Source organism: uncultured Zhongshania sp. (assembly GCF_963975605.1).
Taxonomy (GTDB): domain Bacteria; phylum Pseudomonadota; class Gammaproteobacteria; order Pseudomonadales; family Spongiibacteraceae; genus Spongiibacter; species Spongiibacter aquimaris.
The window spans coordinates 1-17701 of sequence record NZ_CAXBHN010000026.1 but is presented as its reverse complement, the minus strand read 5'-3'; the positions used below and the strand labels follow the sequence as shown (position 1 = coordinate 17701).

The following is a 17701-nucleotide window of genomic DNA, read 5'->3' as shown; positions in this document are numbered from 1 at the left end:
TCAGTGGGAGTTGCTTGATGAACGTAGGAATATACTGCTACGAGAATGCCGAGGTTCTCGATTTTGCCGGGCCGTTTGAGGTGTTTTCGACAGCTTCGCGGCTATGCGGTGAGTCGCCACCATTTGAAGTTTTTTTAATTTCAGAAAAGCCGGGGCCGGTGTTAGCCAGAGCGGGTTTTTCGGTCAGCCCTAATTATCATTTCGCTAATCATCCGACTATTGACCTTCTTATTGTGGTGGGCGGTGTACATGATCTGGAAATGAATAAGCCGGCGGTCCTTGCTTGGATCAAAACTCAGGCTCGGCAGGCGTCTTTGGTCGCTTCGGTGTGTACAGGTGTTTTTTTGTTGGCGGCCGCGGATGTGGTAACAGATCACAAGGTAACAACCCACTGGGAAGATGTGGTCAGCCTGCGTGAACGCTTCCCGAATCTACACGTTTGCGAAGAAACTCGGTGGGTAGATAGTGGCAACATCATTAGCTCTGGCGGTATATCTGCCGGTATTGATATGAGCTTGTATATTGTCGGGCGCTTGCAGGGCAGTGAATTAGCCGTTCGTACAGCAAAGCAAATGGAGTTTGATTGGATCTGGCCAGAAGTGTGAGTGCGAGTATTGATTTTATAGTCAGTACCGACGTGGGATTATTTTTGCTTTTAATGCAAGGAAGTGCTGGCGCTAGAATTTGAGTAGCGTTACCCTTGGTATCAATTCTAGCATTCCTATTTGACTTATTTACTGCAGCATTGCGGCAAGCCGATCTGCTTACCCAGGTCTCGCTTAAGGCTTATATGTTAAGTCTAATTCCATTTTACAAACCCATATATCAAACAGAGATATGTTGTTTATGAGCAAACCGAATTATGCCGGTTTCTGGGTGCGCGTAGGCGCGTCGATCATCGATACATTATTAATTTTGCTGGTACTGGGACCTTTGATAACGGCAATTTACGGTCGCGCTTATTGGGTCAATGGATCAGGCATGGGCACCGGTTTGGATGTGTTGTTAAATTACCTGTTGCCGCCGCTAGCTGTGATTTTGTTTTGGGTTTACAAATCGGCAACTCCCGGAAAAATGATGACCGGTTTACGCATAATAGATGCGCGCACTGGAGCTAAGCCGACGACCACGCAATTTGTACTGCGATATATTGGCTATTACGTGTCTATGATTCCCTTGTTCCTCGGTATTCTTTGGGTGGCCTTAGATCCCAAAAAGCAGGGATGGCACGATAAAATTGCCGGCACTGTAGTGGTGGTAAGTGATGGTGACAGTCAATCAAGTATCGACGAGTAAAGGAATATGAATTAATAGTTGTAGAGGTACGAGTATGAATATCGTGGTTGTAGGCGGTGGTGCAGGTGGATTGCCGTTGGTGACAAAGTTGGGCCGCCGTTTAGGGAAGCGCGGTAAAGCCAATATAACGCTAGTAGATGCCAGTGCTAGTCATATCTGGAAGCCCCGTTTTCACGAAGTTGCCACAGGAGCTATAGATTCAGACCTAGATGCGGTGGACTATCGCGCCCACGCTCATCAAAATTACTATAGCTTTTCTAAAGGGCGCATGAGCGGCCTTGATCGTGAGAACAAAGAAATTATTCTAGAGCCTGCCACTGGTCCAGGTGGTAAAGAAATTCTGCCCGAGCGCAGAATTCCCTATGACTATCTGGTGATCACCGTGGGTAGTTTAGGTAACGATTTCAATACGCTGGGCGTTAGGGAGCAATGCTTGTTCCTAGATACCCGCGAGCAAGCTGACCGCTTTCATGAGCGTTTTTTAAATCACTGCTTAAGCGCCGACTTTTATCGTGACACGGTATCGGTAGCGATTGTTGGTGGCGGCGCAACGGGCGTGGAGCTGGCTGCGGAGATTCATCACGCCGTTGCTTTGCTGAAACTCTATGGACATAAAGAGTTGGATCGCAGTCGTTTGCAAGTCCATGTTATTGAGGCGGGGCCTCGTCTGTTGCCTGCACTGAGTGAACAAATTGCTAGTGCTGCACAGGCTGAGCTTGAAAATATGGGGGTTAAGGTACATACCTCTACGATGGTCAAACAAGCCGATGAACACGGTTTTATCACTGGAGACGATGAGCGAATTGATGCAGCCTTGCTAGTTTGGGCCGCGGGGATTAAGGCGCCGGATGTACTGAAACAGTGGGGCCTTGAGGTCAATCGTATCAATCAGTTAGTGGTTGATCCTAATTTACAAACGGCAGACCCAGCAATATTTGCGATAGGCGATTGCTGTGCTTGTGAGCTTGTTGAAGGTAAAAATGTGCCACCACGCGCACAATCTGCTCAGCAAATGGCTAATCACACCGCAGCCAATTTACTACGCATTGTAAAAGGTGAACCGCTGAAGCCTTTTAGATATCGCGATCACGGTTCACTGGTGTCACTGTCGGAGTATTCTGCCCTAGGAAATCTGATGGGTAGTGTGCGCGGTGGCAGCTTCTTTATTGAAGGCTGGATGGCGCGCATGATGTACGTCAGTTTGTATCGACTGCATCAAGCTGCGATCTACGGTTGGCTGCGGACATTGATGTTATTGATGGCGGGGCGGTTTAACCGACTGCTAAGACCACGACTGAAGCTCCACTAAGCTACCGCTTCTAATTTACAAAAACGTCACTAACGGTGGTTGTTTGGTGGTGTGGAGCTAAACTTAGCATCCACACCACCTTGCGAGATATCAAGCAGCCTGTTTTTCGCTGCTACTGACAAGGCTTGTCTTGCTGGCTTTATTGAGTGCTTGTTTACGTCCCTTTAAGGCGTAGCAATTTAAACCCGCCATATGAATTTTTCGCAAGTAATTTTCCCATTCGATTGCCTTTGAATCTACCGGGAAAAGGTCTTGATCTGCTTTGCCCATGCGTTTTGCTAGATCCATTAATTTGTCGTTATGGAAAACATATTCTGGTTCGGTATAAAACGAGAAAAGGGTTGATAGTGTCATTGCCGCTTCTAAGTTGCGATGGGCTTTGAGGCCGCGCTTAAACCCTAAACGGATTAGTGTTTGGCTTACCACCGAGAGGACTGCGCCCAAGCAAAATGCAATGGCATTAAACACGCGTTTATTGACGGCAATGAAAGGCTTGCGGGGTTGCCTCGAAAATAATTTGTCGTAGCTACCGTGATTCTCCTTCGCTTCGGCCATGAGTTGGTCTATAAAATTCCCGAGAGTTAGTGGGTTTGCTGAACCACTGCAGCATTGATAGATATGGTGTTTGCCTGGACTCTTAAATTGTTCTGCCAAAGAAAGAAGGATGCTGTTTGAGACTAAGTCGGCGGGAATCACGTCAATAACACCGCTGCGTTTGCCTGGAAAGAAGGTCACTTTTTCTTTGGCGTAGGCGAGTAAAATGGCATCGGCTACTTTTACACCTTCTATCCAGCCGGGTGAAGGTTCACGCAACGTGCTTTCTACAATAGACGGTCTTAGCAGCGTTAAGGAATACCCTCTAAGTGATTTGAGCAGCAATTGTTCACCCAGCCACTTAGTAAATGTATAGGTATCGTTCCAACCACAGGCGTGTGCTTCACGGATTCCTAAATCTACGAGTTGTCTTTTTAACTCCTTACCTTCATATTTTTCCTGTGTTTGATTGATTTTCAGTTCGAGCTCTTCGATTAAATTGCCGACTTCAAAATAGCCTTCTTTATGGCGAGGAATGTCTACACGAGCGGGTTTTGAGAGGGACTCGTGAATATGCCCTTTATTGAATCCGTTGACGTAGCAGGTTGAGACTTGGATAACGGGGATATTGCCTGCAAGGTCTGATAATTCGACAATATTGCGCAAACTGTAGGTGTTTATCTTAAGGGCACGATCTAGCTCTTCGCGAAAGTTCACGCTTGCAGCACAGTTCACAACAGCATCAATTTTGGCTGCTAAGTCGCGAAATTCAATCCGCGGCAAACCAAACTGGTATTCTGTTATCTCTCCAGAAATGCAGTGGATTTTGTCGTGACAAAAATCGTTAAAATAGTCTGGTGCGTTTAGTTTCAAAAATTCAAATACAGATGATGTCGCAATTTCATTGGCGAAGCGGCTGCCAGCATTCGCGTATTTTTTGGTGCCTCTAATCAGTAGGTAAACACCGCCAATGTCGGGTACGGAGCGCATGATTTTTTCTAGCATGACTTTGCCGACAAAGCCGGTAGTGCCGGTAATAAGGACATGCTTGCCTTTGAGGTGGAGTAGGGTTTGTGAACCCTCGTTACTTGTATCCATTTAATTTGACCCCGTTAGCTGCTTCGGTCGCAACCGGTTGTATTTCCAGAACGCGTTGTTTTGCATCCTAGCGAAACTCTTTGACCCTAATGTGACAGTGCTGAGGCGGTATTTGTTGCAGTGTTTAAAAAATGCCTTTGTAATTCTTTCAATGCATCAAGCAGGCCAAGTATTTGCGGCGTTGATAAGCACTGTATTTAGTCGGATCGCGGCGTGGAAGTATTCGCGCATGTCGGAATCGCCGCGTACTAAACCGCTTTATTGTTAATTCGGCTTTAAACGACTTGCGTTTCAATTAGCTATATAAACGCTCGTTGCACCATGTTTACGCAGTGCTTGAGCGCCTGCGTCAAAGTCGCGCATATTTATCTTATGTAACGGTGTTTGTGGCGTTCAGGCTCGATTCAGATAGCGTTATTCATAATGCAGGCATTCTCAGTGCGGAGTAAAAAAATGAAAACGCTACCTTTGTTAAGTCTTGCAGCTGTTTCGCTATTTCCAATGTTTGCCGAAGCGGATCATCTTCGCAGCGGCCAGCACTACCGGAGCGGCCCTGCGATGTATGTTTTCGGTGGGCTTGGTGTCTCTTCCTTCGATTTTGATCGCTCTGATTTTCGCTACAGCTTCGGTGATGGCTCCTTGTCGAACATTACGCTGGACACCGAATCGAGCGGCGGCCGTATTGGTTTTGGTTTTGATTTCAGCCCGGAACTCGGTTTGGAGTTTGGTTATGCGTCGCTAGGTTCCCTTAGCGGGAGTGCGATATCGGATGGCTCTCAGGTGTTGACCAATGGTTTTAGTGCGGGTCGGGTTGATATGGATGCCGATGCTGACGGTGTTTTTCTAGGGATCAATGTTCATACACCCTATAACGAGCCATTCGGCCTGTTTGCGCGCTTTGGTGTATATAGTTGGGAGATAGATGGCACGCTGGAGGACAGCAGTCGCAGTGGTCGGTTCACCGTAGAAGGGACGGACCCCTATGCAGGTATTGGCGTCCGCATGGATATTGCGCAGAATGCCAGTCTGACGTTAGCGTACGACCACTACATTTTAGATGACGACGAGTCGATAAAGACGGCAGCAGACACTTTTTCAGTTGATATGGTTCTCCGCTTCTAGCAAAAGCGTCTTGCGTACCACGATTTAAATTCCGCTTATTTACTAGGGTCTGTTGCCGTTTCATCACCACCACCGCTGGAGGACATTTTTCCGTCTGGCAAGGCAGAAGGAACGCGGTTTGGTTGTTCCAAATAAGCGACTGATAACGCCGCTAGACGGAAAAATGGCCCCAGCCCTTTGGGTTGCGCCTGAAAGCGTGCCACTTGTCGTTGCTCCTCGCTCACTTGGAACCACCAAACCACACTCGTCGCGTCCCGGCGGGGTTCCGCTAAATTGGCGCGCTTTCAGGCGCAACAGAGGCGGTGATGAAACGACAACAGACCCTAGATAGCCCTATTTTCAAAAGAAAGTAGGGCTTTTTTGGTATTGTTGTCCATCGACTTTATGGACAAGATTTAATCAGCATAGTGTCGCTCCTTCGTCATAATTACCTCCTCGCAGTAATACCTGACAGGACATTGGTTTTCGGTGTCGGTATAGTGTGCCCATTGCAAGTGTTATCGGAGTAAACATGGCTGAGTTGAGTTTTACATTGAATGGTCAGGCGCAAACACTGACCGTTGATTCTGGCACCCCTTTATTATGGGTTTTGCGCGAGCAACTGGCGATGACCGGTACTAAATTCGGTTGCGGTATGGGCTTGTGCGGTGCATGTACTGTGCACTTAGATGGCAGTCCAATCCGCAGCTGTAGTTATCCAGTCGAATTGGTAGATGGCCGAAATATTACGACGATAGAAGGGCTGGCGTCAGCTGACGATGTTTTACATCCAGTGCAGCAGGCGTGGCTGGAAATGAGTGTACCGCAATGCGGTTACTGTCAGTCTGGTCAAATCATGTCTGCGGTCGCGCTACTCGAGACGAATCAAACCCCCAGTGACGCCGACATAGATGCCGCAATGTCAGGCAATATTTGCCGGTGTGGCACTTATCCCCGTGTTCGCAAGGCGATTCATCGTGCCGCAGAGTTGAGCGTGCAATATTACCAGCCAGTGGATAAAGAGTCGGAGGCAGCATCATGAGTTTGTCTCGGCGAAATTTTATTAAAAGCACCGCTTTATTGGGTGGCGGAATAGCGATTGGTTTCAACTTAACTGGCTGCTCCAAGTCGCCACCGTTTCCAAATATGAGCTCAACTGCCTTGCAGCCCAATGCCTTTCTACAGGTGACGGCTCAAGGGGATGTTATTCTGCAGCTTCATAAATCCGAAATGGGTCAGGGTGTATTTACTGGATTGACGACCTTGGCCGCCGAAGAACTCAATATGGATCCTGCGCAAATAATTGTGCAGCACGCAGAGTTCCATCCAGACTTTCGCGACCCTGAATTCTACGTGATGATAACCGGCGGAAGCTCCTCAGTTCGATTGAGTTTTGTCTCAATTCGAGAAGCTGCTGCTACGCTCGCCGCGATATTGAAATCAGCGGCAGCGCAGCAACTGAATTTACCGGAGTCGTCTCTCAGTGTCGTAGATGGCAAAGTCGTTCATGCAAGCGGTGACATCCTATTCGCGGACATAGTTGATACCGCTCGCACGGTTCCATCACCAGAAGCGGTGACCTTAACAGCGCCCCAGGATTTCAAATATATCGGTTATTACAATCAGCGTTTAGATGCTAGAGCTAAGGTAACCGGTAGCTCGCAATTTGGCATAGACGTTCAGTATCCTGAAGCCTTAACGGCTGTTTTGATAAGATCACCTGATTTTGGTGGCAAGGCTAAAAGTTTCGATGCAATTGCCGCCTTGGCGAAATCAGGCGTTAGGACTGTGCTAGATGTAGATGGTGCAGTGGCTGTTGTTGCTGACACCTATTGGCAGGCTCGGCAGGCCGCCTCTGCTGTCACGATTGAGTGGGAAAAAGGCCCGTTAAGTGGGGTAAGCAGCGATGCTTTGCGTGACGAGCGACATACCTTATTAGAAACTGAATCAGGAAAAAATGTCGAAGAGAAGGGCGAGCAAAGTGCGGCCAGTGGTGACGAAGTCACTGCACTCTATGACGTGCCGTATCTTGCGCACGCGACGATGGAACCCATGAATGCCTTAGCGGTGGTGAGCCCGGAATCCATCGAAATTTGGACAGGAAATCAATCGCCCGACATCGCCTTGTCAGCGATTGCAGATGCAACTGGATACCGCCGTGAGCAAATTCGCATTCACAACCAGATGCTGGGTGGCGGTTTTGGACGGCGGATTTTATCCGATTACTTGGTCGAAGCCGCTCGGGTGGCGCAACTTAGTGGCTTCCCCATTAAGGTCGTTTGGAGCCGTGAAGACGATATGCGCGGTGATTTTTATCGGCCGAACTCCTCAGTCAAAATGTCGGCGACCATCGATAATAATGTGGTGACCAGTCTTCAGGCTAAGGTTGCCGCCCCCAGTATCATGGGGCAGTTTGTAGGGGCAGTTAGTAATACGCTTATGCCGCAGTGGATTCCCGATGGTCTCCACAATAAATTAGCGGGCTTGGCAGCCAGTTCCGATCCGGCAGCGACAGAAGGTTTGGTAGAAAACGACTATCAGTTTCCGTATATGCGGACTGATTATATTATGCAGGAAACGAGCATCCCGATCGGCTATTGGCGTTCAGTGGGTCATTCGCAAAACGCTTTTTTCATGGAGAGCTTTATCGATGAGCTCGCTGCGAGAACCGGGCAAGACCCATTGCAGTTCCGCTTAAACCATTTACCCGCAGATTCACGGCGCAGAAAAGTCATAGAGGAAGCGGCAGCAAGGGCAGACTGGGGTAAGCCTGAAGCGGGGCAGTTCCAGGGCATTGCGGTGCATGAGTCATTCCATACCATGGTGGCGCAAGTTGTATCGGTATCGATAGAGGCGAAGAAAATCAAGGTCCACAAGGTCGTCTGTGTGGTCGAGTGTGGTATCGCGGTTAATCCTGATATTGTGTCGGCGCAGATGGAGGGTGGAATTGTCTTTGCGCTTACCGCAGCACTGAAGGGGGATATCACCGTTGTGGATGGTGCGGTTCAGCAAAGTAACTTCCACAATTACGAAATGCTGCGGATGAATGAAACACCGGAAATTGAAGTCCATATTATGCCCAGTGCTGAATCACCGACGGGCGTCGGCGAGCCAGGTGTGCCGCCGTTAGCGCCGGCATTGGCAAATGCGGTATTTGCTGCAAGCGGACAGCGTTTGCGGCAACTGCCATTAAAGTTAAGTTAACATCAAGCTTGAGCGTGCCCTCAAGCTGAGTATGTGTCGATCGAGTGACTTGTGCCCATATGGGCATAAGTTATCGTTGTATCTGTAATAAATAAGTTGGTCTTTTATGAGTAGCAGCACTGATTCTGAGATACGTTATCCTTTTGCCGATCTACCACAGAAAGGAGAGTGGCTCGAGGTGGCTCGCGGTGTTTATTGGCTGCAAATGTCACTGCCAATGGCCTTGGACCATATAAATCTTTATGTATTGGAAGACGATAAGGGCTGGTGGATTGTCGATACTGGGATAAACCTCGGTGATACACGCGAGCGCTGGGAGTTACTGCTGGCAAATCAGATGGCGTCTAAACCCGTGTTGGGCGTTATTTGTACTCACATGCACCCAGATCACGTAGGTCAGGCTGGCTGGCTGTGTGGGAGCCTTCGTGTACCTTTGTATATGAGCTTCCGCGAATTTTACTGCGCTCGGGCATTTACTACGCTGCCACCCGGCGACATGAGCTGGACCGCGGAGCAATATTACCGTCGTGCCGGTGTAGGTAATGATTATTTAGAAAGCGATGGCGCAAAAATGCGCGGTTTTGGCTCTGTAGTAGAACCTTTACCTACCGCATTTAATTGTTTGCAAGATGGTCAGGTTTTACAAATAGGAGGCCGGGATTGGCAGATAATGACCGGCGCCGGTCACTCGCCAGAGCACGTGTCGCTTTACTGCGCGGCGGACAAATTGATGTTGTCTGGCGACCAGATTATTCCCCGTATTACCTCTAATGTCAGCGTGATGGCGTCTGAGCCAGAAGCGAATCCGCTGCAGGACTGGTTTGACGCCTTGCGTCGGTTTCGACGTGACCTTGACGCCGATACCTTGGTTATGCCAGCACACAATGCGCCATTTTATGGTGTTCACGCGCGGCTGGATTACCTTATCGATCATCATGAGGGGCACTTGTCGGCTATTGAAAAGGCCTGTGTTGAGCCTAAAATAGCAATCGATTTATTTAGCGTGTTATTCGCTCGAAAAATAGAAATGTCGCAGTTGGGTTTGGCGCTTGGTGAAGCGATAGCGCATTTGCATTATTTATGTGCAGAGGGCCGAATGACGCGAAAGTTAGATGAAAGCGGTGTATACCAGTATCAAACTATAGATGCAGAACACAGTCCTTACCGAGGTGTCCACGAGTTGGATGCAGGGCCGATGGAGGTGTAAGCGTGCAGGGCGGTTTATTTGGCGACGAGACGGCAGCGGAAAACTGCATCTTTTGTAAAATTATTTCTGGTAAAGCGCCTGGGCATATTATTTATCGCGATGACGAGGTGATGTGCTTTTTGGATATTGCGCCGGTTTCAGCGGGGCATACCCTCCTTATTCCCATTAAACATCATGACAATATATTCACCCTCAACGAAAAAGAAGTTACTGCATTGGCGATTCAGTCGCGGCGGCTAGCGCCGGTGGTAAAGCGGGTGAGCGGTGCGGATGGCTTAGGCGTCCATCAGCTAAACGGTCGAGCTGCTGGGCAAACTGTATTTCACTACCACACTCATCTCATTCCCTGCTTTCACGGCAAAGCAATGCAAATTCACGGCAGAAAACCGGCCGCACAGAGCGACCTAGCTGATATGGCTGAGCGCTTGCGTGCGGCGTTGAAATAAGCAAATTCACACGTTTCAACTGACCGATTTTGCTTATAGGGATGACGCCAATTGTTATTGTGATTACCACCTCCATCGTCAAAAATGTCCGCTAGCTGATGCAATCTCGCATCGACACTTACAATACACCTGAGGAGCCGACTGCATGGCAATGCCAAATGATATTAAGGTTATTGATTTGATGCTTAGCGTGCCGGGCGAAGACAATAGCCAGTGGTATGAATTTATGAAGCCGCTGCTGATGGACGAAGAAAGCCGCAATATGTTCAAAATGCCGGCGCAGTATATGTTCAAAGATATTCCTGACAGCGGTAAAAAAGAAGATTATATCGCTTACACCATTGAACAAATGGATAAGCACAATATCGAACGCGCTATGCTGGGCATTGACGACCACAACGAGATTGCCAAAGAGGCACTTGCACGTCATCCAGATCGCTTTTTTGCTAGCTTAGAAGTCAATCCTAATAATGGTATGGAAGAAGTCCGTAAGATGGTGCGTCTGCACAAGGATTACGGCATAAAAGCAATTACGGGTTTTGCCTCTGGTCTGTGTCCACAGGTTCCGTATAACGATAAGAAATGGTATCCCATTTACGCGAAATGTGTTGAGTTGGACATTCCGTTTTGCCCCTGCGTTGGTGTTCCTGGTCCGCGTTTGCCAATGGCGCCGCAAAAGGTCGAGTTGCTTGATGAGGTTTGCTGGTTCTTCCCCGAACTAAAAGTTGTTATGCGCCATGGCGCCGAGCCTTGGGAAAAGTTGGCGTGGAAGTTAATGCTCAAGTACCCCAACTTGTATTATATGACCAGTGCCTTTGCACCTAAGCACTACCCAGAAGAAATTATTAATTTTGCTAACAGCCGCGGTGCCGATAAAGTCATGTACGCCGGTTACTTCCCGATGGGCTTGTCGCTAGATCGTATTTTTAAAGACATGCCAAATGTGCCTTTTAAAGAAGAGGTGTGGCCTAAGTTTTTGCGGGAAAATGCACGCAAAGTGTTTAAATTAGATTAATCAGAGGTGCCTTAAGTCTTTTTGCGCGTCGGCCGTTTAAACGACGGCGCGCAATACCGGCATACTGAGACCTTTGCACGAGCCTGAATTTTGTTTTCTGGCAAGGAAAAAACACACAGAATAGGGCGGGGCCGACCGTCGTGTTTATAGCTATAAATGACCGATTGAGTAGCGCCTGCCCTTTATGCTCTGTGGGTACGCGAGCGGAGCGAGTGCTTTGGGTACGATTTTGCCAACAGTAGGCGCCTTTAAGGGACGCCCGCAGAGGGCAACATAACAATCGTGCAAAGGTCTCATACTAAATAAAATAATAATGGAGAAGTGCAATGGCCTTAAGCCTGCAGGAAATGTCTGATCGTTTTGAAATTCAAGATATGCTGTATCAGTATGCGGACATTATTGATCGCAAAGCGGTGGATGAATTAAATGATATTTTCACTGCCGATGCGCATATCGACTACAGCGCCTTTGGTGGTTCGGTTGGCGATAGGCCGTCGACGTTGGCGTTTTTAAAAGAAGCCTTGCCTGCGTTTAGTGCGTCGCAACACTTGAATGCCAATGTGCAAATTTGCGTTGAGGGAGACACGGCCAGCGGTCGAGTGATGTGTTTCAACCCCATGGAGATGCCGTTGGGGGCTGAAAAGCAGGTCTTTATGCTGGGGCTTTGGTATGTAGATACCTATCGCCGCACATCCGACGGGTGGCGTATAAGCAGTCGCAAAGAAGAAAAGAGTTGGGTATTCAATGTGCCTGATTTTATGGCTTTGTAAGTGTTGAGTTTGTGCGGCGTCATTGCCGCACACGCTTAATTCGTATTAAAGCTTAGTGGTATCCGCAATAAATTTTAATATCACCTCGACTAATCTCGCACTTTGATCTTCCTGTAAAAAATGCCCGCCATTAATGATAGTGGTGTGGTCATGTCCCTGTGTACCGGGAATCATCTTGCGAAAAATCGGCTCGCCTGCTGCGGTAATTGGGTCCTTGTCGCTAAAGGCGGTTAAGAAAGGTTTCTCCATTTTACTAAGCACCTGCCACGCGGCGCGATTTGCCTCAGCGGCGGGGTCGTTTGGGGTGACCGGGACAAGCATTGGAAACTGCCGTGCGCCAGCCTTGAAACTTTCATCAGGGAAGGGGGCGTCGTAGGCTTTTATAGTTTCGGCAGAGACCGGCTTAGCGCAGGCGCCTGCAATAATTTTCCCCACCGTAAACACCGGAATATTTTGAGACAATTTTTGCCACTCAATGAAAGCCTCGCCGGGGTGATGATCTCCGGTGGGTAGCATGGTGTTGGCCGCGATGGTGCGACTAAAGCGAGCTGGTTCTTCGGCAAGTAATCGCAAGCCTATAAGTCCTCCCCAGTCCTGACAAAAAAGACTGATGTTTTGTAGATTGAGTTGCTCTAAAAGTGATCGCACCCAGTCAACATGCCGTTGATACGTGTAATCGCGGCGCTCGCTCGGTTTGTCGGAGCGACCAAATCCAATTAAATCGGGCGCGATGACTCGATAGCCGGCAGCGGCCAGCGGTGAAATCATATGCCGGTAAAGATAGCTCCAAGTGGGTTCGCCGTGCATTAACAATATCACGGGGGCCGTCTTTGGTCCCTCGTCGATATAATGCATTCGAAGCTCACCCCCTTCGGTATCGTCCAGCTGTAAGTAGTGAGGCGAGTAGGGGTAATCCTGCAGATTGTCGAAACAATTGTCTGGAGTGCGAAGTGGTGTCATGTCGTTTGCCTCGTCTAATTATTATCCCGGTAAGCTGGGCGCTGGCTCCAATTCAACCTCAGATTCGCGCACTTCCGGTGGCACGAAGCTGATAACGGTATCGCCAGATTGTAGCTTGCGAGTCTTTTGATTATGCCATTCCAGTTTGCCGTTTTCAGGGATGATGGCAAGACGGACGGCGTCTTCAGGCAGCTTTGCGAGAAAATCTTTCTCGCTATAGGTCTCGGTTATAACGGTTTTGCGGATAGTCCAGCCCCGTATCATTCGGGTCCACAACTCGGCAAAGGTGGTATTCCCTGAAAACGCAGTAATGCCTCGGCGGGTCTCTGACACCACTCTTTTATTGCGCTCGTAACCGCTATCGTAAGGCTGAAATACACGGTGGCGCCCAATGTGGGGAGCGAAGTGATTGCAGACCATCGAGTTGTAGTGATTGTTTCCGGTAGCCGCTAACACGGTGTAGATATTGTCTAGCACCATTGCTTCGTCTGCCATATCAGACAACACCTCCCCAAACCAGGTTTCTACACCCTGTTGGCGCGCCGTTTGTAGACGCCCCCATTCAGTATCGGCAATAACGACTTCCTGATTGATTTTTTTCAGGGCACTTGCAAGTTCAATTGTCCACGGTGAGGCGCCGACGATTAAGATTCGCCCTTTACTTGGCGATCCCAGCTTCAGTAGTTTAGTCAACGGCCCAAGCGAAAAGCCATGGGCGAGAATGGTGGCGAATATCAGCATAAACACTGCAGGCACGAGGTATTGGGCGTCTTCGAAGCCGGCGTCTATCAACGCCGGTGCAAAGGCGCCAGCTGAGGCGGCTGCAACCACCCCGCGCGGCGCAATCCATGCAATCAGCACTCGATCCTGCCAGCTGCAGTCGGTGCGGATGGTCGCTAAAAATACCGCAAGTGGTCTCACTATAAATACAAAGCTCAGCACCATTGCCACTAGCTCCCAGTGGATAGACTGTATAGAGGCTTTGGTGAGCGATGCAGTGAGCACAACAAACAGGAAGGAGACTAATATGAGGGTGATGTATTCTTTAAAACGGCGCATTTCATCTAAGCTACGCAGCCCCATATTCCCCATAACAATTCCCATGAGGGTGGTCGCTAACAATCCCGATTCATGTTGCACAAGGTCCGATAGGGCATAGACGGCGAGCACGCAGGCGATAATGGATGGGGCTTTCAGGTATTCAGGAATCCAGCCTTTGCGAAAGCAGTAGCCCAAACCATAGGCGATACCGCCGCCTAATATCGCCGATGTGGCGAGCGCCAAGCCTAAGCTGGCAAAGATAGACTGAATGGCGGGACCTTCGCCAGAATAGAGTAGATATTGATAGACCAGCACGGCAAGTAAGACGCCGATAGGGTCGTTGATAATGCCTTCCCATTTTAAATAGGATGCAGTGCGCCGGTTTAGTTTGGCATGTTTGAGCAGCGGCATTATTACCGTGGGGCCGGTGACAACCAGAATAGCGCCGATTAACGCAGAAACTCCCCAGCCCAAGCTGCCAATGAAATGAGCGGCGGCAGTGCCAATCCCCCATGCCAGTAATACGCCGATGGATGTGAGTCGGCGGGTGACTTGTGCGGTTTCCCGCAGTTCATGGAACTGTAGGTTAAGCCCACCCTCAAACAGTATGATCGCAACAAACAGGGAAGTAACTGCCGTGAGGCCATCGCCGAAGTCTTCGGCTGGCTGAATCCAGCCGGTAATAGGACCGAGTAGCAGTCCGCAGCCTGCGAGTAACACGATTGCGGGTAGGCGAAAGCGCCATGCCAACCATTGGCAAAAAATACCAGCGACTAAAATACTGACTAAAGCATGTGTCATTTATTGGACTCGTTATGGTTTTAATATCAATGCATTGCAAGATGTCATGCCTAATGCATTTAAGTCAAAGTTGGGAATTAGTTCAATTCAAATCCGCGTGACTAGGGTATGATTGATCGCGCAAAAATAACAAGACTATAAGGAGATAGCAGGGTATGGCGAGTCGACACAACTATACAGCATGGTGGTGTCTATGTGTGTTGCTGTTAAGTGGATGCGCAGGTCACGTAGAAAATAAGCGCTTTGCACTTGACGACCAAGTGGCCCCAATATTCAGTGGAATTTACAAGCGTGATGTATTTCTCGAGGGTAGTGTTGCGTATGAAGATACAGCTAACAGCCAATTTGACGGGAAATTTGATAGCAAGGGCTATCCGCAGCGCGGTGAGTTACGCCAGTCTTATACGGACGGTAATAATGAGCGTCTTGAGATTAGACTTAACGGTGATTTCAAATTAAACGCCTCGGCGCGCAGCCTGTCCTTTCTTGGCGCTTTTACTATTGTTGATTCACAGCAGCGAGTACTTGCGGAAGGGAAGCGAAGCCACTGGTTAGCGCACTACCCGGAATTACATCCTTTTCGCGCGCCGCCGCTAATGGCGATGGACGGCAAAACCCAATATCTACAGTATCGGCGAGATATTAGTCCTGAGGGGCGGCCCGAAGCATTTCCTGTCGTGCATCGCAATCTGACCGGCCCCTTCCGCTTAGATGTCAGCTTTCGGGGCGGTTTGCCGAGAGGTGTCATAAAAGTCAGCGCGCAGCGCGCAGATAACACGTTTTACACGGTTGAGCGGCAATATTTTAACTACCAAATTGTGCAGAACCCCATTCAGTATTTCTATTATGAGCCGGGAAGTTTTTCGAACTTAGAGCTGCTAGGTAATTGTGAGCGAGCGCCAAACCTAACGGTGCCACAGAAGTTATTGCAGGCTTTCGCCTACGATTGTGAGAATGCAAAATATTATGCGCTCAGTGAGGATTACCCCGCGTCAGTCATAGAGATTGCGGCCAAAGACCTTGATAACGGCGGCTTATTTCACCGTCTGCGAATATACCATCACGGTGTTATCACAAAGGCATCGGTAAATGTTGACGCCATTTACGATGGAAAATGGTTATACCACGGTCCAGTGACGGTAATGCACTATGGCCAATTGCAAAGTTACCGAAATTACGAGCTGGGCAAGCCCGTAGGTATTGGTATTCGGGCAGATGAGCAGGGGGCCGAATACCTTAGCTTTGGTCAAGAAAGCACTAGCTTCGATCTACCTGACGACGATTTTCGGGATAAGCTTGATAGCCGCTATGAGTGGTATAAGCAACGTATAAACACGCAGTTTAATAACGTGCTTGGCGATACTATTTTATCGCCCCGCGAACTCGCCAAGCTTAAGTCGGCCTTATTGGAAGATATCGAAGAAAACCAACCTATAGCAAAAGATGGCCAGGTAGCTGGCTTGGCTAATTTGTGGGCGAGCTGGCAGCGTCAGGGCATCGCGCGCTTGGCTACCTGGAATACGGCCAAGCGCGATTCAGCGACGGCAATGAAAGCACAAATTTTAGATGATCTAGATAAGTGGTATGAGCAGAGCGAAGCGCTTTTATTGGATGAGTCAATGCAGCGCTGTGCTCGCGGCGGCAAAAGTTTCAATGAGGCTGATTGGCGCTGTGAACGCAGTCCCGGAGTGGCACTTGAGAAAGTTTGCAAGCGCTACTTCGATGAAGCGCAGTGCGCTGACATGAGTGCAGACTTTGCAAAGCGTGAAGGTTCGTCACCCGAAGTTTGATAAATTTATTCAAACATCGAGCCGCTTTAGGTAATACAATACGCGATCAATTCGATAGCTTCATATACAGCAGTACAGGCAGACATTTACATGTGGTTTAAAAATCTTCTTATCTACCGTTTTACCAAACCTTTCACCCTGACCGCCGAAGAGGTCAACGAAAAGCTCGCCGAAAAGTCGTTTACACCCTGTAATAGTCAGGATGTATCTAGCTACGGTTGGACAATGCCCTTGGGTAATCAGGGCAGTGAATATATCCACGCCGGCAATGGCTGCATCATGATATGCGCCCAAAAGCAGGATAAAATTTTACCGGCATCGGTGGTGAATGAGGTGCTGGCTGACAAGATCGAAGAAATTAAGTTGGCGGAAGATCGCGTACCCGGCCGTAAAGAGCGTACAGAGTTGAAAGACGAAATTACGTTCTCTTTAATTCCGCGCGCATTTACTCGCTCAAATCGCGTATTTGCCTATATCGCCCCGGAACAAGGTTTATTGATCGTCAACGCGGCTTCACATAACAAGGCGGAAGAGTTGCTGAACTTCCTGCGAGAGTCTTTGGGCAGCCTTCCGGTGATACCAGTCAAAGCGAAAAACGTTGCCCAACACCAAATGACTGAATGGTTAATCCAGGGTGCGGCGCCCGCCGGTTTTGAACTGGGTGGGGAGTGCGAACTCAAAGACAAAGCCGATGAAAGTTCAGTGATTCGCTGCAAAAATCAAAATCTTTGCGCTGCGGAAATAGGCAGCCATATTCAGGCCGGTATGTTTGTGAATAAATTAGCCTTGCGCTGGACCGGAGATATCGAATTCGTTGTCGATGACCAACTCACCATCAAACGCTTAAATTTTGGTGATTTAATTCAAGACAAAATTGGTGATGTGAATACAGAAAGCGCTGCGGAACAGTTTGATGTTGATTTCGCGATTATGACGGCGGAATTTGCCAAGTTTATTCCCGCTGTCTTAGGTGCGTTTGGCGGCGAAGACTTGAGTGAGCAGGGCGAGGTCATTTCCAGCGCAGCTTAATTTCTACCTGATAGTGACGGTGGGTGCAGTTTGCCTAGATTGCTTTCGCAATTTATCGAACTCTGGCGAGGGTTCTCACCGACCCACACAGCATAAATAA

16 protein-coding genes are annotated in these 17701 nt (G+C 48.8%); 12 read left to right on the top strand and 4 right to left on the bottom strand.

The features are described 5' to 3' along the window. Nucleotides 1–17: 17 nt before the first annotated feature. The 3 genes from AAC007_RS15515 to AAC007_RS15505 all read left to right on the top strand — a co-directional run bounded on the left by AAC007_RS15515 (nucleotide 18) and on the right by AAC007_RS15505 (nucleotide 2605). Nucleotides 18–605 (top strand): DJ-1/PfpI family protein, encoded by a 588-nt coding sequence (locus tag AAC007_RS15515; RefSeq protein ID WP_296436492.1) that lies wholly within the window; start codon nucleotides 18–20, stop codon nucleotides 603–605. Nucleotides 606–846: 241 nt separating this feature from the next. Next, on the top strand, nucleotides 847–1296 hold the full coding sequence (locus AAC007_RS15510) for an RDD family protein (protein WP_339677987.1): 450 nt from the start codon (nucleotides 847–849) through the stop codon (nucleotides 1294–1296). A 34-nt stretch (nucleotides 1297–1330) separates the two neighbouring features. Beyond that, on the top strand, nucleotides 1331–2605 hold the full coding sequence (locus AAC007_RS15505) for an NAD(P)/FAD-dependent oxidoreductase (RefSeq protein ID WP_339677985.1): 1275 nt from the start codon (nucleotides 1331–1333) through the stop codon (nucleotides 2603–2605). Between the two features lie 90 nt (nucleotides 2606–2695). On the opposite strand, the gene AAC007_RS15500 is transcribed toward AAC007_RS15505, so the two are convergent. After that, the gene (locus AAC007_RS15500; RefSeq protein ID WP_339677983.1) at nucleotides 2696–4237 is read right to left on the bottom strand and encodes a fatty acyl-CoA reductase; all 1542 of its coding nucleotides are present in this window, start codon (nucleotides 4235–4237) and stop codon (nucleotides 2696–2698) included. Nucleotides 4238–4690: 453 nt separating this feature from the next. Here AAC007_RS15500 and AAC007_RS15495 point away from each other — a divergent pair, with 453 nt between their 5' ends. Continuing rightward, a complete protein-coding gene (locus AAC007_RS15495; protein ID WP_296436505.1) occupies nucleotides 4691–5359 on the top strand; it encodes an outer membrane beta-barrel protein in 669 nt (222 codons plus the stop codon). 35 nt (nucleotides 5360–5394) lie between these two features. On the opposite strand, the gene AAC007_RS15490 is transcribed toward AAC007_RS15495, so the two are convergent. Further along, on the bottom strand, nucleotides 5395–5562 hold the full coding sequence (locus tag AAC007_RS15490) for a hypothetical protein (protein ID WP_339677981.1): 168 nt from the start codon (nucleotides 5560–5562) through the stop codon (nucleotides 5395–5397). 308 nt (nucleotides 5563–5870) lie between these two features. Between AAC007_RS15490 and AAC007_RS15485 the strand changes: the two genes are divergently transcribed. From AAC007_RS15485 to AAC007_RS15460, 6 genes are all read left to right on the top strand, one after another. After that, on the top strand, nucleotides 5871–6380 hold the full coding sequence (locus AAC007_RS15485; protein ID WP_339677979.1) for a (2Fe-2S)-binding protein: 510 nt from the start codon (nucleotides 5871–5873) through the stop codon (nucleotides 6378–6380). After that, nucleotides 6377–8542: a molybdopterin cofactor-binding domain-containing protein gene (locus AAC007_RS15480; RefSeq protein ID WP_339677978.1), complete on the top strand. Its 2166-nt coding sequence runs from the start codon at nucleotides 6377–6379 to the stop codon at nucleotides 8540–8542. Before AAC007_RS15485 ends, AAC007_RS15480 begins: the two co-directional genes overlap by 4 nt. Before the next feature lie 106 nt (nucleotides 8543–8648). Further along, the gene (locus AAC007_RS15475) at nucleotides 8649–9749 is read left to right on the top strand and encodes an MBL fold metallo-hydrolase (protein ID WP_296436507.1); all 1101 of its coding nucleotides are present in this window, start codon (nucleotides 8649–8651) and stop codon (nucleotides 9747–9749) included. Nucleotides 9750–9751: 2 nt separating this feature from the next. Continuing rightward, complete coding sequence (locus AAC007_RS15470; RefSeq protein WP_339677975.1) at nucleotides 9752–10195, top strand: HIT domain-containing protein; 444 nt, start codon at nucleotides 9752–9754, stop codon at nucleotides 10193–10195. Between the two features lie 145 nt (nucleotides 10196–10340). Next, nucleotides 10341–11210 (top strand): amidohydrolase family protein, encoded by an 870-nt coding sequence (locus tag AAC007_RS15465; RefSeq protein WP_296436509.1) that lies wholly within the window; start codon nucleotides 10341–10343, stop codon nucleotides 11208–11210. A 326-nt stretch (nucleotides 11211–11536) separates the two neighbouring features. Next, nucleotides 11537–11980: a nuclear transport factor 2 family protein gene (locus AAC007_RS15460; RefSeq protein WP_339677974.1), complete on the top strand. Its 444-nt coding sequence runs from the start codon at nucleotides 11537–11539 to the stop codon at nucleotides 11978–11980. A 45-nt stretch (nucleotides 11981–12025) separates the two neighbouring features. Here the strand turns inward: AAC007_RS15460 and AAC007_RS15455 are convergent, their stop codons facing one another. Together AAC007_RS15455 and AAC007_RS15450 are read right to left on the bottom strand one after the other, a co-directional pair. Then, nucleotides 12026–12940 (bottom strand): haloalkane dehalogenase, encoded by a 915-nt coding sequence (locus AAC007_RS15455; RefSeq protein ID WP_339677972.1) that lies wholly within the window; start codon nucleotides 12938–12940, stop codon nucleotides 12026–12028. Between the two features lie 21 nt (nucleotides 12941–12961). After that, nucleotides 12962–14782, bottom strand: a complete 1821-nt coding sequence (locus AAC007_RS15450; RefSeq protein WP_339677970.1) for a sodium:proton antiporter — start codon at nucleotides 14780–14782, stop codon at nucleotides 12962–12964. Between the two features lie 155 nt (nucleotides 14783–14937). On the opposite strand from AAC007_RS15450, the gene AAC007_RS15445 reads away from it, so the two are divergent. After that, nucleotides 14938–16572, top strand: a complete 1635-nt coding sequence (locus AAC007_RS15445; protein ID WP_339677968.1) for a hypothetical protein — start codon at nucleotides 14938–14940, stop codon at nucleotides 16570–16572. 90 nt (nucleotides 16573–16662) lie between these two features. After that, complete coding sequence (rdgC, locus tag AAC007_RS15440) at nucleotides 16663–17601, top strand: recombination-associated protein RdgC (protein ID WP_339677967.1); 939 nt, start codon at nucleotides 16663–16665, stop codon at nucleotides 17599–17601. Nucleotides 17602–17701 lie beyond the last annotated feature (100 nt).

Coding starts and splice junctions, on each gene's coding strand:
- AAC007_RS15500 (WP_339677983.1), bottom strand. CDS start 4,237: ATGGATACAAGTAACGAGGGTTCACAAACCCTACTCCACCTCAAAGGC.
- AAC007_RS15465 (WP_296436509.1), top strand. CDS start 10,341: ATGGCAATGCCAAATGATATTAAGGTTATTGATTTGATGCTTAGCGTG.
- AAC007_RS15450 (WP_339677970.1), bottom strand. CDS start 14,782: ATGACACATGCTTTAGTCAGTATTTTAGTCGCTGGTATTTTTTGCCAA.
- AAC007_RS15480 (WP_339677978.1), top strand. CDS start 6,377: ATGAGTTTGTCTCGGCGAAATTTTATTAAAAGCACCGCTTTATTGGGT.
- AAC007_RS15485 (WP_339677979.1), top strand. CDS start 5,871: ATGGCTGAGTTGAGTTTTACATTGAATGGTCAGGCGCAAACACTGACC.
- AAC007_RS15445 (WP_339677968.1), top strand. CDS start 14,938: ATGGCGAGTCGACACAACTATACAGCATGGTGGTGTCTATGTGTGTTG.
- AAC007_RS15475 (WP_296436507.1), top strand. CDS start 8,649: ATGAGTAGCAGCACTGATTCTGAGATACGTTATCCTTTTGCCGATCTA.
- AAC007_RS15460 (WP_339677974.1), top strand. CDS start 11,537: ATGGCCTTAAGCCTGCAGGAAATGTCTGATCGTTTTGAAATTCAAGAT.
- AAC007_RS15505 (WP_339677985.1), top strand. CDS start 1,331: ATGAATATCGTGGTTGTAGGCGGTGGTGCAGGTGGATTGCCGTTGGTG.
- AAC007_RS15515 (WP_296436492.1), top strand. CDS start 18: ATGAACGTAGGAATATACTGCTACGAGAATGCCGAGGTTCTCGATTTT.
- AAC007_RS15510 (WP_339677987.1), top strand. CDS start 847: ATGAGCAAACCGAATTATGCCGGTTTCTGGGTGCGCGTAGGCGCGTCG.
- AAC007_RS15495 (WP_296436505.1), top strand. CDS start 4,691: ATGAAAACGCTACCTTTGTTAAGTCTTGCAGCTGTTTCGCTATTTCCA.
- AAC007_RS15455 (WP_339677972.1), bottom strand. CDS start 12,940: ATGACACCACTTCGCACTCCAGACAATTGTTTCGACAATCTGCAGGAT.
- rdgC (WP_339677967.1), top strand. CDS start 16,663: ATGTGGTTTAAAAATCTTCTTATCTACCGTTTTACCAAACCTTTCACC.